At 68.7% G+C, this 13140-nt stretch carries 16 protein-coding genes; 2 read left to right on the forward strand and 14 right to left on the reverse strand.

Annotated elements, in window-relative coordinates; all coding sequences use genetic code 11:
* Window positions 1-141: 141 nt before the first annotated feature.
* Window positions 142-1167: a type 2 isopentenyl-diphosphate Delta-isomerase gene (gene fni, locus A5709_RS20545; protein ID WP_156673438.1), complete on the forward strand. Its 1026-nt coding sequence runs from the start codon at window positions 142-144 to the stop codon at window positions 1165-1167.
* An 11-nt stretch (window positions 1168-1178) separates the two neighbouring features.
* Complete coding sequence (locus tag A5709_RS20550) at window positions 1179-2429, forward strand: glycosyltransferase (protein WP_067945677.1); 1251 nt, start codon at window positions 1179-1181, stop codon at window positions 2427-2429.
* Here A5709_RS20550 and A5709_RS20555 read toward each other — a convergent pair.
* From A5709_RS20555 to crtI, 14 genes are all read right to left on the reverse strand, one after another.
* Window positions 2426-3010, reverse strand: a complete 585-nt coding sequence (locus tag A5709_RS20555) for a MarR family winged helix-turn-helix transcriptional regulator (protein ID WP_068122001.1) — start codon at window positions 3008-3010, stop codon at window positions 2426-2428. The two genes, A5709_RS20550 and A5709_RS20555, sit on opposite strands and share 4 nt — an antisense overlap.
* A 105-nt stretch (window positions 3011-3115) precedes the next feature.
* Window positions 3116-3451: a DUF3140 domain-containing protein gene (locus A5709_RS20560; protein ID WP_067945681.1), complete on the reverse strand. Its 336-nt coding sequence runs from the start codon at window positions 3449-3451 to the stop codon at window positions 3116-3118.
* 8 nt (window positions 3452-3459) lie between these two features.
* Entirely contained in the window at window positions 3460-3675 is a 216-nt protein-coding gene (locus tag A5709_RS20565; RefSeq protein ID WP_067945683.1) for a DUF2945 domain-containing protein, read from the reverse strand.
* Window positions 3676-3688: 13 nt separating this feature from the next.
* Window positions 3689-5170, reverse strand: coding sequence for a DUF2867 domain-containing protein (locus A5709_RS20570; RefSeq protein WP_068122003.1), 1482 nt, complete (start codon window positions 5168-5170; stop codon window positions 3689-3691).
* Window positions 5170-5598 carry a hypothetical protein gene (locus A5709_RS20575; RefSeq protein ID WP_068122007.1) on the reverse strand — a complete coding sequence of 143 codons (429 nt, stop codon included), beginning with the start codon at window positions 5596-5598 and terminating at the stop codon, window positions 5170-5172. Before A5709_RS20575 ends, A5709_RS20570 begins: the two co-directional genes overlap by 1 nt.
* A 172-nt stretch (window positions 5599-5770) precedes the next feature.
* The gene (locus A5709_RS20580) at window positions 5771-6064 is read right to left on the reverse strand and encodes a lipopolysaccharide assembly LapA domain-containing protein (RefSeq protein WP_067945689.1); all 294 of its coding nucleotides are present in this window, start codon (window positions 6062-6064) and stop codon (window positions 5771-5773) included.
* 344 nt (window positions 6065-6408) lie between these two features.
* Window positions 6409-6768 (reverse strand): DUF2784 domain-containing protein, encoded by a 360-nt coding sequence (locus A5709_RS20585; protein ID WP_067945736.1) that lies wholly within the window; start codon window positions 6766-6768, stop codon window positions 6409-6411.
* Between the two features lie 10 nt (window positions 6769-6778).
* Complete coding sequence (locus A5709_RS20590) at window positions 6779-7789, reverse strand: DUF5914 domain-containing protein (RefSeq protein ID WP_068012364.1); 1011 nt, start codon at window positions 7787-7789, stop codon at window positions 6779-6781.
* Entirely contained in the window at window positions 7786-9321 is a 1536-nt protein-coding gene (locus A5709_RS20595) for an NAD(P)/FAD-dependent oxidoreductase (protein ID WP_068122010.1), read from the reverse strand. Before A5709_RS20595 ends, A5709_RS20590 begins: the two co-directional genes overlap by 4 nt.
* Entirely contained in the window at window positions 9318-10040 is a 723-nt protein-coding gene (locus A5709_RS20600) for a class I SAM-dependent methyltransferase (protein WP_067945696.1), read from the reverse strand. The genes A5709_RS20595 and A5709_RS20600 overlap by 4 nt, the downstream gene beginning before the upstream one ends.
* Window positions 10027-10338, reverse strand: a complete 312-nt coding sequence (locus A5709_RS20605; RefSeq protein WP_067945698.1) for a lycopene cyclase domain-containing protein — start codon at window positions 10336-10338, stop codon at window positions 10027-10029. The genes A5709_RS20600 and A5709_RS20605 overlap by 14 nt, the downstream gene beginning before the upstream one ends.
* Window positions 10335-10658 (reverse strand): lycopene cyclase domain-containing protein, encoded by a 324-nt coding sequence (locus A5709_RS20610; protein WP_067945700.1) that lies wholly within the window; start codon window positions 10656-10658, stop codon window positions 10335-10337. Before A5709_RS20610 ends, A5709_RS20605 begins: the two co-directional genes overlap by 4 nt.
* A complete protein-coding gene (locus A5709_RS20615) occupies window positions 10655-11611 on the reverse strand; it encodes a phytoene/squalene synthase family protein (protein WP_067945702.1) in 957 nt (318 codons plus the stop codon). Before A5709_RS20615 ends, A5709_RS20610 begins: the two co-directional genes overlap by 4 nt.
* A complete protein-coding gene (crtI, locus tag A5709_RS20620) occupies window positions 11608-13140 on the reverse strand; it encodes a phytoene desaturase family protein (RefSeq protein WP_068122012.1) in 1533 nt (510 codons plus the stop codon). Before crtI ends, A5709_RS20615 begins: the two co-directional genes overlap by 4 nt.

Raw genomic sequence — 13140 nt, forward strand, 5'->3', positions numbered from 1 at the left:
ACATTAATCAACTGAAATTACGCATCGTCACGCATTAGGGCGCCGACGGCACGCAACAAGGGGCACTATGAACATTATGGATGTGAGGGGCCGGGGGTTCGTCGCGCCGGGGTGCCCGCAGTGACGGCCGACCGCGGGCCGATGACCACTCGCAAGCGTCGGCACATCGACGTGTGCCTCGGTGAGCAGGTCAACTATGAGCAGCTCAGTACGGGGCTGGAGCGCTACCGGTTGCCCTACAACGCGCTGACCCAGACCAGCCTCGGTGACATCGACCTGTCCACCAAATTCTTCGGTGCGAACCTGCGGTCGCCGGTTCTCATCGGTGCGATGACCGGCGGCGCCGAGTTGTCGGGCACCATCAACCGGAATCTGGCCGCGGCCGCTCAACAGCTTGGCGTCGGGATGATGCTCGGCTCACAGCGGATCATGCTCGACAGCGTGCTCGGCGAGCGGGCGGCGGCCAGCTTCACGGTTCGTGATGTGGCCCCGGATGTCTTGCTGTTCGGCAACATCGGCCTGGCCCAGCTGACCGAGGCCGCCGTGCCCGAGCTCGCGAAGGCTCTCGACCGGGTGGGCGCCGATGCGCTTGCGGTGCACACCAATCCGTTGCAGGAAGCCATGCAGAGCAACGGTGACACGGACTTCTCCGGGTCGTTGGCCAGGCTGCGAGCTGTGGCCGACGCGATAGATCGCCCGGTGCTGCTCAAGGAGGTCGGCCACGGGATCGGCGGCGTGGCGGCGGCGGAACTGGTTGGGGCCGAAGGGGACCTGCCCCTTTCCGGGATAGACGTTGCGGGCGCCGGCGGCACGTCATGGTCGCGGGTCGAGCAGTTCGTCCGCTACGGCGAGCTGCGGTACCCGCATCTGGCCGATTGGGGCATCCCGACCGCGACGGCGATCGTCGAGGTGCGGGAGGTGCTGCCGGAGATTCCGCTGGTGGCTTCGGGGGGTATCCGCACGGGGATGGACGCGGCCAAGGCCATCGCGTTGGGCGCCGACGTCGTGGCGGTGGCTCGGCCGCTGCTGCCGGCCGCGATCGATTCCGCTGCGGCCGTTGTTGATTGGCTGCAGCCGTTCATCGACGAGCTTCGCGTCTGCCTGCACGGCTGCGGTGTCGCCGGCCTTTCCGGGTTGCGCGCCCTCGACCTCACGCCGGTCTCGTAGAGGCGTGCGAGATGGCGGTGATACTGGCCTACGGGTCGCCGGCCCTCGGGCACCTGCTGCCGGTCGGGGCGCTGCTGGCCGAGCTCGTCGCCCGCGGTCACGAGGTTCACGCCCGCACTATGGCGGCCGGCGTCGCGACGATGCGGGGGGTGGGCGTGCACGCCGAGCCCGTCGCGCCCGACATCGAGGCGATCGTCGGCGAGGACTGGCGGGCGCGAAACGCCTTGGAAGTGTTGAAGTCAACCATCGACGTGCTCTGCCGTCGCGCGGTGCTCGAAGTCGAGGATCTGCGGCGCGCGGTCGATGCGGTCCGGCCGGATGCCATCATCGTGGACGCGAACTGCTGGGGGGCGATGTCGGCCGCGGATGCCGGAAGCATCCCATGGCTGGTCTTTTCGCCCTTCACCCCGTACCTACGGTCCCGTGGCGTTCCGCCCTTCGGCCCGGGCTTTCGACCGCTTCCCGGCATCGTCGGCGACTTCCGGGACGCCTCGGTTCGACCGATCGTCCGGCACCTGTTCGACCGGCCAATGCTGCCGCGGGTCAACGCCATTCGCGCTGGTCTGGGGGTGGCGCCGGTCGCCTCGGTCGACGACTTCGTGCGGCGCGCGCCGCTGCTGCTGGCCGTCGGCGGCGAGCCCTTCGAGTATCGGCACCCCGGCTGGGCCGGTTTGGTTCACCACATCGGCGCGTGTGTTTTCGAACCCGCGCAGAGCGCCACGCCGGAGTGGCTCGCCGCCATCGAACGGCCAGTGGTACTGGTGAACACGTCCTCGATCAAACAGCCCGACGCCGCCCTGGGGCGAATCGCGCTTCGGGCGCTGGCCGATGAGCCGGTCCACGTGGTGGCGACGTTCCCCGCGGGCATACCACCCGACCTTCCGCGGCCACCCAACGCGACCATAAGCCGCTTCGTCCCCCACGGGGCGGTGCTGGAGCGGGCCAGCTGCGCCATCACACACGGGGGGATGGGAACGACGCTGAAAGCCCTCGACCGCGGCGTACCCGTCTGCGTCGTGCCGTTCGCGCGGGACCAGGCCGAGGTCGCGCGGCGCGTCGAGGTCGCTCGCTGCGGCACCCGCCTGGCTGCCAAACGCCTCACCGTGGCGCGGCTGAGGGCGAAGGTGCGGGCGGCGATGACGATGGCGGACGGCGCGCGCCGCGTGGCTGCCGGGTTCGCCGCGACCGGAGGTGTGCAGCGCGGGGCGGACCTGATCGAGCAGCGGGTGCTCGGCCCGGCGGCCCGGCGGCCGGTGCGTTAGGTCGGGCGATCGCCGGTCTTACTCACCGGCCTTCGCCGGCCCTTGGCTGGCGCGGGCTTGGCTTCGTTCACCGAAGGTTTGGGGGCCGCCGTGTCGAATTGCGATTCGAAGGTGGACATGGCCTCCATCATCGCCAGGAAAACCCGATGTGCTGCGGCCAGATCGCGGTCGGACAGGTCGGCAAGGGCCGCGCGCAGTTCCGCGCCGAGTGGGGTGAAGAACGAGCGGGCCAGCTCCATGCCGGGTTCTTCGTAACGCAGCAGCGTCTTGCGCCGGTCGACGGGATCGGGCTCGCGCCGAAGGTGCCCGGAGTCGATCATTCGGTCAACCAGGTAGGTGATCGCGGCGGGCGACACGTCCAGCCGTTGTCGCAACTGGGCCGGCGTCAGCGGCGTCCCGGCGGTTTCGGCGACCATGATGTGCAGCAAGGCGTGCAAGTCGGTGCCGCCGACATCGTGCTGACGGGCGAAGTGCCGTCCGATGCGGTCCGATTGCGCTGTGAGTGCGCGCATGTCGGCCGACATCAACTTCTCGAGTTCGGCTCGGTCTAGTCGTCGATCAGAGGCGCCGCGCTTGGTCACTTACCTGTGTCCTTCTGCAAGATTCGCCGCCCAGCGTATCGGCGACCGCCGCGCGCGGTCCGCGTACCCCGCCAAGTGTCTCGCATTTGCGCCGGATTGGCCCGTTCAGGACTTGGTCGGGTCGTGGCCCCAGTTCATCAGGGAGTAGCGCCAAGCGCTCTCGGCGATGTCGCCCCGGGGGCGTTGCGCCAGGTGGCGCTTGGCGTAGCCGACGACCTTGCGCATGTGCGCGTAGTCGTCGGCCGCGAGGTCACCCCGTTTGGCCCGGAGTATCTCGACAATGCGGCGACCGCTGGCATGGCCGGTCGACTCATCGCCGCCCCGCGTCTGTCCCACACTCTGCGACTGCTCGGTCGCGAGCCACTTCTCCAGCTCGCCAGCGGTCATGTTGACCGTCTTCCGGAAGCTGTCCCAGGTGGTCTCGTCGTCATCGTCGGCCATCTTCGACCTCAGTCCCGGCGGCGCAGCGCGCTGGGTTTGTGCACCGCGTCCGCGCCCGTCTTGTCGCTGCGGACCTGGTACTGCGGCTCGTCTTCGGAGGCGCGCACGGTGCGTCCGGCGGCCTCGGTGTCCGAGGTGATTTCGCGCTCCACCGTTCCCCGAACGGTGCTGCCGTGGCTGCGCCACTCGACCTTGTCGCCCTCCTGAAATTTCTTGTCACCCATGTCGCTTCTCCTTTCAACATGACGGAGCCGCCGCCGGCGTTACGCCACCGCGCGCGGTGGCGGTGACGTCGCGGGCGATGCCGCCGAACACCACGTCGCGGTAGGGCGCTGCCGCGTTCCAAAAGATCTGCCCTGCAAGGCCATAAGGCTGAAACAACGCCCGCTGGCGGTACTGGGATCCGCCGTTGCCGGCGGGGCTCGCCGACAGCTCCAGCCAGAGGCGCCCGGGCAGCGGGATATCAGCGCGCAGTCGGAGCAGCCGCGGCGTGTCGATGCGCTCCACCCGCCACCAGTCCAGGGCCTCGCCTTCGTGCAGTTGCTGCCCGTCCAGCGGCCGGCGCAGAAACCGCACGGCGCCCAGCGCGCCGTTGATCCAGCCGCGCAGGGGCCATTCCAACGGAAACGCCGACCAGTTGCGCTCCGCGACGGCCGTTTGGATGGCCCGCCATAGCGTTTCGGGGTCGGTGCGGCTATGGCGTTGGCGCACATCCTCATACAGCGATCCGCCGGCCCACTGCGGGTCGGTGGGCAGCGGCTGGGAGGGTGCACCATTCATGTCGGCGCGCGACCACCGGGTGCGCAGATCTTTTTCGCGCACGTGCCCCAGGGCGAGTTCGACGGCCTCCTCGTAGTGGGTGAGCCCGCCGTCGGGATCGGGTATGTACCGGGCGATGTCGTGGTTGGCGCACACCACGTCGTTTTCCAGCGACTCCATCAGCGAGACGGCCAGTTGGCGAGGAATTGGGGTGAGCATGTCGACCCACGGCGCCGACAGCCGTGGCGTCAATAGGGGCACAGGCACCGCGGGCCGCCGGGGCAGGCCCGCGATCACGGCGTACTTGCGGATCATTTCGGTGTAGGTGAAGCGGTCCGGTCCGCCGATGTCGAATGGCCGGTTCACCTCCGCGGGCAGCTCCGCCGCGCGGACCAGGTAGTAGAGGACGTCGCGCACCGCGATGGGCTGGACGCAGGTACGCAACCATCGCGGCGCGACGATCAGCGGCAGCCGCTCGGTGAGGTACCGCAGCATCTCGAAGCTGGCCGACCCCGCCCCGATGATGGCGGCCGCGCGCAATTCAACGGAGGGCACGCCCGAAATCCGTAGCAGGCGCCCGACTTGCGCGCGTGAGGCCAGGTGATCGGAGAGCTTCTGCCCGTCGGGCGTGATGCCGCCGACGTAGACGATGCGCGACAGCCCCGCCCGGGCCGCGCACTCGGCGACGTTGCGGGCCGCGCGTTCGTCGAAGTCCACGAAGTCGGGCCGCATCAGCGAATGCACCAGGTAGTACAAGACTTGCTGACCTTCCAGTGCCCGCCCCACGCCGGTGGCGTCGATGACGTCGCCGGCAACGACGTCGACCTGGCCGCGCCAGGCGACGTCGTCAAGCTTGGCGGGGTCTCGGGCCAGCACGCGCACGGTGTGCCCCTTCTCGAGCAGCTCGGGGATGAGCCGCGTGCCCAGGTATCCCGTGGCGCCGAACACGACGCAGTGCATCAATTCGCTCCTTCAGCTGAGCTGTCGTTGGGGCTGGCGGTATGGGCAGGATGCCCCGACGTGCGCCGGCGCTCCTTGAGCTGTGCTTCGTAAACGTGGCGACGACCGGCGGTGAGCCGGCTCCGCACCAGGCGTTCCACTTCTCGGAAGCATCGGTAGTAGCCGTCGTCGTAATCGTCGACGACCTGAAACGTCCACCGTCCGGGTAACACGTTGCGCCCGACCAGTTCGACGCTGATGTGTCGCGCCAGGTCGGAGTGCCCCAGCTCGTTCAGCTGGGCGACCGCGGCGTCGAGTTGCAGGTCGGCCCGCCCGGTCAGCTGGTGGAAGGAATACAGGTGGCCCCGAGCGCGCTCGACGGTTTCGAGGGCCTCGGTGACTTTGCCGACCGCCTCGGCGACGGCGTCGCTCGTTTCTGCGTGATCCATGGCTTCCTCCCCGACCGGTCGTTAAGGCATTCCCCGTGGAATAGGGGCCGAATCCCCGGAACCGGCATCCGTAACTTAAATCACTTAATAATTAAGTGACTGGAATAACGCCCGCTTCGCCAGGATGGTTCACTCGTGAGTGCTTGCCGAGCAAGGGCTTTGGCGCCGGGGATCAAAGCGCCTTGAGATGCTTTTTTGTCGCCCTGCGGAGCTGGATGATCCGCGCGGCGCCGACGAGCACCGTTGTGGTTGCCCCGGCAACCGCCGCCAACAGGTAGCCCACTCCGACGGGCAGGTTCCAGTGGAAGCCAAGGAAGTGGACGGTGATGGATTCGGTGTTCTGCGCGACGAAGATAAGCAGAACGATCAAGATCACCAGGCCGACGACAAGCGCCCACCACGCGGCCGCCAGCCGGGTGAACGATCGCGATGACGGCTCGGTGGGAATGTGGGACTCGGTGCTCATGCTGGTGACTAGCCCCTCACGCAATGGTCCAAACACGTTGGGACCTCGAATGCCCTGTCGTTTAATCCGTCGGCTCCGGGGTATGTGGCCTGCGATGACTGTGAAAGAGGTACCGCAGCGTGTCTGGCGCGGCCGGCGCAAAGTGATGCGGTTACAACGAGACCTGTGGCTTGCGCAGTTGGCCCTCTGGCCGACTTTGATCGTTTTGGCCGTTCTGCTTTCGGCGCTCACTTGGGCCGTGTGGCAACGAACGCGGCAACGCCAGTCTGGCCGGAGTCAACCCGACGCGGTGCCCCCCGGCACGGATGCCTCACGGGCGGGCGCGCCGCGGCCGCAGGCCGGCCTCAACGGCTGACGCGTCTCGCGAACAGGCCCCAGGAGACGGCGGCCGACAGGAACGCGAATGCCTGAGCGACGCCGATGCGGCCGGACGGAACGACAAACCCTGCGACGTAGCGGTCGACGAACCCCGTGCTGGGCAAGGGATCCATGTCGGCGCGGCGACGGGCCCATGATTCCAGTGATGTCAACGGGCAGGGCAGCTTGAGCCCGACGACGGCGGCGCCCCAGGCGACTGCCGCCCGGTGCAGCACGATGGTGCGCGGCCAGCGCAGCGCGAGGAAGCCGCCCGAGGGTACGTAGGCCAGGTAGGCAAGGTGCACGGCGACCGTCACCACGACCGCGGCGGCATACCCTCTTCGCATGGCCGAGCCGTCAGCCGAGACCGGCACGCACCTGGTAGCGGCGCTCGGCGTAGGCGAGATCGTCGCGCCAGAGCCTGCCGGCCGCGAAGCGCATGAGCGGTGTGATCAGCGGGGCCGCCCGGGACGCCCGCTTGAACCCGGGACGGTCCGAGTACGCGATGGTGGCTTCCAGCACGGCGGTGCGTGGCCGCCCGTCGGGGCCTGACCCGACCGGCGTGGCGTGCGTTTCCACCGTGCTGCCGGTTCCCTCGCCGTCCACGATGCGCATCACGATGGTGCGTGCCTCGGGGCAGCTGAACTCCGCGACAACGGGAACGCCCAGCCGGCCCATCCGGAAGGTCACCGCCACCAGGAACCGATCGATGTGTTCGGTTGGCGTGGTGAGCACTTCGAGCCGGGCGAACGAGTACGGGTGGAACCACGCGCCGTGCCAGGGGTCAAGCCGATTGGCGATGACGTCGGCGGGCTCGCACACGCCCACAGTGCGGGCGACGGCGGCCAGGATGTCGCCGGCCGGCCGGGCCGGGATCACCGGCTCATCCAACGGGGCCTCCCCACCCACGCTGTCGAGCCGCACCCAAACCAGGGTGCCGTCGTCGTGGCTGGGCAAGGGACTCCAGCCGAATTCACCCGCGCGACCATCCAGGGCCAGCCCGTGCCATCTGCAGATCAGAGTGCCGCAGTGCACGGTCCCGGTGGCCAGATCGGCCCCCAGGTGCGGGCAACTACGGGGCCCGACACAAAGCCGGTCGTCGGCGTCGCGCCAGGCGACGAGTTCGACTCCGGCGACCCGGGCGCCGAACGGTCGCCCGGGGCGCACGTCGGCGCTGCCTGCGAACGCGAACCAGTTCCCCGTCGGTCTTTGCTGGGCGCGTTCCAGCGCGCCGTCGATGATGGCCGGCTGCGCGTCCCGGTAGGTCGGGCGTTGCTCGGCCCACGGCGTACGCGGAATCACCTGCAACGGCCAGTCTTTCGCTCGGGTGGCCGGCCACAGGTGTTGCAGCTGTTCACGAATATTCATCTCTGGGCGCGTCCTTCGCGGCTGGCGAGCCATCGCAACAGGGGTGACCGGCCGCGGGTGGGTACCGTGACCAACGGGTGACCGGCCAGCCCCCATCTTCCCAGCAAATGGTTCGCCGCGCACCATCCCGTGGTCGCGGCGCGCTCCATCAGCGCCACGGGCAGATCGACGCGGACGGCGTCGCCGGCCAACAGCAGACCGGGCTGCGGCGTGACCACCGGGGGGCGGTGCGCATACGATCCGGGCGAAAACAGCGGGCAATCGTTGCGTTGCAGGAGCTGTTCGCAAACGACTTGCGCCGCCGCGGTTTCCGGATAGATCTTGTGCAGCTGGCGCAGCATGGCGGCGCGCGACGGCTCGGCATCGAGGGCGTACGAGTGCAATTCGACGACGGACCCGCGGTGAGCGCGTGCCCATTCCGCGGCCTGAAGTTCGTAGCGCTCCAGCACGCTGATGTTGTCCAGTGGTTCGTGGCCGGCCGTGCCCAGGAACGCCGGCCGCCCGGCGTTGACGGGCCGATCGAGCCACAACCGATACACGGCGAATGGCGGTGCGGTGCGCAGCTGCGCGATCTGTGCGCGCCAGTCGTCGGTTGCCAGCCCGGTCGATGCCGCGACGATGCGCTGCAAACCGGTCACGTCGGTGGCGAGCACCACGGCATCCGCCTTGATGTGGTCGCCCGAATCGGTATGCACCCGGAACGGTTCCGACGGTCCCGTGTCGATCTGCGAGGCGCCGGTGCCGAGGCGAAAGCGCACGCCCCGCGCCTCGAGGTAGCGCCGTAGCGGATCCCATAGGGCGCTGTCGTAGTTCGACGTGGGGACGTCGAAGATCAGGCCCTCGGACGATCCGAGGAAGTAGATGTGGAACATGGTCGCCAGTTCAGCCGCGGAAAGTTTGGCGGGGTCGGCGAAGAAGCTGCGGGAGAACACCTCGAATGCGAGATGCCTTGCCGCCTGCGGGAATCGGATGCTCTTCAGGAACGTCGCGGCGTCGAAGTGGTCGAGGCGCTCATAGATTCCCGGCACCGACACCGCCGCCAGGGGCGCGGCCGCGCGAGCGTCGATCTCAAGGAAGTCGCGGAGCCGGAAGGTCGGGCTGCGCGCCGCGAAGGCCACCGCGTTCCACGGCGGGGTCCGCGGCAACCCCCGGAAGGTGTCGCGCCGGCCCGCCCCGTCGATGAGCGGATAGTCGGCCACGGGCGTGAGCATTCGCAAGTGCGGATCGATGCGCCCGAGCAGGGCCCGCAGGTTGTAGTACTGGCGGAAGAACGCGTGGAAGCCGCGATTCATCGCCAGGCCGGTGCCACCGTGCTGCTCCGTCCAGCCGCCCACCCGGCCGCCCAGGTAATGTTCGCGCTCGATCACCTCGACGGCGACGCCGCGTTCGGCCAGTCCGGTGGCGGCGGTCAGGCCCGCGATGCCGCCGCCCACGACGACCACCCGGGGTCGTGACGCCAGCGCATTCGCGTCCGGCAATCCGGTTGTCGCGGGAAGTGTTTCGCGTCGCCGGTCGGTACCGATGGCTGTCATGGCGCATCCGCCAGGAAGGTGTGCACGATGTTGGCCTCCCAGCCGGGCATCGTTTCGCTGTGCACCGCGGTGAAGCCTGCATCGGCGAGGCGGGCGCGGAATCGTGCCGCGCCGTCGAACTCCAGCACGCTGCGCCACAGGTAGCGGTACAGCGCCGTGTCCCGGGTGCGCCACCACCCGGCGGGAATGATGATGCCCCAGCACACGGCATGCCAGATTCGGGTGGCGGCGGCGGAGTCGCGCACCGAGTATTCGTGCACCGCCAGGGTGGCGCCGGGGCGCAGCAGCATCCGGAGTTTCCGCAATTGCCCGTCCCGGTCGGCGAGGTTGCGGATCAGGTAGGCGGCCAGGATGCCGTCGAACGGTCCGGTGACGCCGTGCTCGGCCAATTGCTCGACGGGGGTGTGCACGAATCGCACCGACGGTGGCCAGTCCTTGGCTTGCGCCGCGTCGAGCATGCCCCGGGACGCGTCGACGGCGACGATGTCGGCCTCGGGCGCCACGGCCAGCAGAGCGGCCGTCGAGGCGCCGGTGCCGCACCCGGCGTCGAGCAGCCGTAAGCCCTTGCCGCGGTCGCGGATTCGCATGCGGCGGGCGGAGAGCAGCAGTTGGTCGTGGTAGCCGGGGCTGGCGCCGACCAGCCGGTCATAGGCGGTCGCTCCCGCATCGAACGCGGCCGACAACTGGTCGGGCGTGGGACGCGCCTCATCGACGCGCACGTTGGCGTTCCCATCCCAGCAGCACGGCGGTGGCCAGCGCGAAGCCGAACAAGAAATCCTCGACCGGGATGTCGAACGGGAAACGCAGGCCGGTGATGTGTCGAGGGTCGTAGCTGACGATGGGGGAGCTGAGCTTGGTCAGCCAGCCGTCGACCGGGACCTGGAAGCCGAGAATGATCAGCATCGACAGCCAGTAGGCCGGCCGCCGGAAGAGCCCCGTGCGCAGCACCGCCAATTCCAGCGCAATCACGGCCAATACCGCCGCCACGGCCGGAACGGTGTAGCCCACTCCCGTCATCGGCGGTTGACCCTTTCCAAAATGGTGCTGACGGCGTTGTAGGTGAGCAGCGCGCAGATCGGGATGACGATGAAGAACAGCACCTCTTCGATCGGCACGTGGAACGGAATGCTCAGGCCGGTGATGTAGGCGCCGTTGTACGTCCACACGTGCGCGGCGATGGCGATCTCGTCCCAGAGCAGGAATACCGCGGCCACGGGCCAGACCGCCGTCACCAGCCGGCGCCATTGCCGGTAAACGCCGGGACCGAACATCTCCAGGGGCGCGGTGATGGCCAGGCATGCGGCCAGGACCAACAGATATTGCCAGCGATCGGTCATGCGGCCCCCGGGGGATCCGAAACACCGGGCGAACCATTGCGCGCCCGCCACGACCGTATCAGCCCGATGCCCGCGACCTGCAGTCGTCGAGCCTTGCCGACCGTCGCCCGGTGATTGAAAACCGCGTAGTCGCTTTCTTCGATGCGATCCAGGATCTCCGAGTACAACGCCGCCGCGGCCGCGACGCACGGTTGCGAGCGGGGGCTGAGCATGGCGATACCGGGAGCGGCGAAACGGTAAGTCTCCCGGGTGATCTCGTGTTGGGCCGCCAGCGCCTCCTTGACCCGCGGATCGGTGCGGCGGTGTTGGTGACACCAGGTCAACAGCTCGCGGTCGACTCCGTGGGCGGCCAGTTCGTCGGCCGGCAGGTAGACCCGTTGCCGCAGCAGGTCTTCGTCGATGTCGCGCAGGAAGTTGGTGAGCTGGAACGCCCTGCCCAGCGCGGCGGCATAGGGCGCGGCCTCCTCGACCGGCACCACCGTGCCCAGCACCGGAAGGACCTGCAGGCCAATGGCTTCGGCGGAACCGCGCATGTAGAGGTTGAGCGCCTCGCGGTCCGGATAGTCGGTGACCGTGAGATCCATCCGCATCGACGCCAGGAAGTCGTCGAACAATTCGATGCCGATCCGGTACCTGCGCGCGGTGTGGGTCACCGCGGCGAGCACGGGATTGTCCAAATGGTCTCCGCCTGAAAAGAACTGATCGGCCAGTTGCTGGAGTCTCGTGCTGCGAATGTCGGTGCGCAGCTGGGGATCCAGGTCGTCGAGGATGTCGTCTGCGTAGCGCGCGAAACCGTAGAGGGCGTGCACCGCCGGACGCTGGTCGGGCGCCAGCAGGCGGGTGGCCAGGAAGAAGGTGCGGCCGTGCGCGGCGTTGAGTTCGCGGCAGCGCCGATACCCCTCGCGCAGGCGTGGATCGTCGATTCCGGCCGCGTCCAATTCGCTGCGGATCATGTCAACCCGGCTCCCATGTCGTGGTGTGTCGCCATCCGGTCGGTTCGGCCGGCATTGGAGCCGGTGACGCGGTCCGCGGCGAGCCGGCCCGAGATCAGCGTGGTGGGCACACCGACACCGGGGACGGTTGACGACCCGGCGAGCACCGCATTCTCGACGCCGCGCACCATGTTGGCCGGCCGGAACGGTCCGGTCTGCCCGAAGGTGTGGGCCAGCGCGAATGGGCTGCCCGCGGCCATGCCCTGCCGCGCCCAGTCCGCGGGTGTGACGACGTCCAATACCGTTGCGTCTCCGGGCAATTCGGGCAACAACCGCGCCGCCACGTCGCCGATGAGGTCGTGGACGTAGAGATCGCCGACGCTGCCCCAGTCGATGTTCCCGCGATCCAGGTTCGGTGCCGGGGCGAGGACGTAGAGCAGGTCGCGCCCGTCGGGGGCCAGCGTCGGGTCGCTGGCGGTGGGGCGGGTGACCAGGAGCGACGGATCCCGCATCAGCCGTCCGTCGCGGATGATGTCGGTGAACGTCTGATCCCAGGAGTCACCGAACAGGATGGTGTGATGCGCTGTGTCCGGCGCGACACGGCGGCAGCCCAGGTGCGCCACGACCGCCGACGGCGCCGGCCGCAGCCGCACGGGGCGACGCGGTGTGTGGCCCAACAATTCATAGGTCTTCGGCAATTCGGTGGTCAGCACCACCGCGTCGCAGCTGATGGGGTCCAAGCGATCCGTTCGCACGGCGCTGACCCGCCCTCCGACGCGGTCGAGCCCGGTCACCGTCGCGTTGTAACGGAATTGGACCCCGGCGTCGACGGCCGCCGCGGCCAGGGCGTCGGGCAGTGCGCGAACGCCCCCGCGCGGAAAGAACACGCCCGCGATGGTGTCCATGTAGGCGATGACCGCGTAGACCGCCAGAGCGTTGCGCGGCGCCACGCCGGCGTACAGCGATTGAAAAGTGAAGACCCGCTGCAGCCGGGGATCGCTGATGTGGCGCCTTACTACGCGATCCCATTTGCGGAACCCGCCGATCGCGGCCAGCCGCGCCAACTGCGGCGTGAGCAACGCCAGCGGGGAATCGAAATTGGCGGCGATGAACCCGTCGAATTCGATTCGGTATAACCGCTTCAGCCACTCGCGCAGCCTCCGGTAGCCCGCTGCCTGCCCGAAGCCAGCGAACTCTTCAATGGCGGTTGCCATCCGGTCGGCATCGGTGTGCACGTCGAGCGCACTGCCGTCGGCGAACACCGCCCGGTAGGCCGGATCAAGCGGCAGCAGCTCCAGCCGACCCGACCGGCTCTGCCCCACGGCCGCCAAAGTCTCATCGATGATGTCCGGCATCGTTATCACCGTCGGCCCGGTGTCGATGCGGTAGCCGTCGATGTCGAGCCGGCCGGCGCGGCCGCCCGGCCACGCTTCGCGCTCGACCACCGTGACCGCCCGCCCCCGCCCCGCCAGGTGCAACGCGGCGGACAGTCCCGCCAGGCCGGCGCCGATCACCACTACGTGCTCGCTGCGTCCTTTGATGGTCCGCAT

This window comes from Mycobacterium sp. E1386, assembly GCF_001672745.1.
GTDB lineage: Bacteria > Actinomycetota > Actinomycetes > Mycobacteriales > Mycobacteriaceae > Mycobacterium.

Coding starts and splice junctions, on each gene's coding strand:
- fni (WP_156673438.1), top strand. CDS start 142: ATGACCACTCGCAAGCGTCGGCACATCGACGTGTGCCTCGGTGAGCAG.
- A5709_RS20550 (WP_067945677.1), top strand. CDS start 1,179: ATGGCGGTGATACTGGCCTACGGGTCGCCGGCCCTCGGGCACCTGCTG.
- A5709_RS20560 (WP_067945681.1), bottom strand. CDS start 3,451: ATGGCCGACGATGACGACGAGACCACCTGGGACAGCTTCCGGAAGACG.
- A5709_RS20565 (WP_067945683.1), bottom strand. CDS start 3,675: ATGGGTGACAAGAAATTTCAGGAGGGCGACAAGGTCGAGTGGCGCAGC.
- A5709_RS20570 (WP_068122003.1), bottom strand. CDS start 5,170: ATGCACTGCGTCGTGTTCGGCGCCACGGGATACCTGGGCACGCGGCTC.
- A5709_RS20575 (WP_068122007.1), bottom strand. CDS start 5,598: ATGGATCACGCAGAAACGAGCGACGCCGTCGCCGAGGCGGTCGGCAAA.
- A5709_RS20580 (WP_067945689.1), bottom strand. CDS start 6,064: ATGAGCACCGAGTCCCACATTCCCACCGAGCCGTCATCGCGATCGTTC.
- A5709_RS20585 (WP_067945736.1), bottom strand. CDS start 6,768: ATGCGAAGAGGGTATGCCGCCGCGGTCGTGGTGACGGTCGCCGTGCAC.
- A5709_RS20590 (WP_068012364.1), bottom strand. CDS start 7,789: ATGAATATTCGTGAACAGCTGCAACACCTGTGGCCGGCCACCCGAGCG.
- A5709_RS20595 (WP_068122010.1), bottom strand. CDS start 9,321: ATGACAGCCATCGGTACCGACCGGCGACGCGAAACACTTCCCGCGACA.
- A5709_RS20605 (WP_067945698.1), bottom strand. CDS start 10,338: ATGACGGGAGTGGGCTACACCGTTCCGGCCGTGGCGGCGGTATTGGCC.
- A5709_RS20610 (WP_067945700.1), bottom strand. CDS start 10,658: ATGACCGATCGCTGGCAATATCTGTTGGTCCTGGCCGCATGCCTGGCC.
- A5709_RS20615 (WP_067945702.1), bottom strand. CDS start 11,611: ATGATCCGCAGCGAATTGGACGCGGCCGGAATCGACGATCCACGCCTG.
- crtI (WP_068122012.1), bottom strand. CDS start 13,140: ATGCGGACCATCAAAGGACGCAGCGAGCACGTAGTGGTGATCGGCGCC.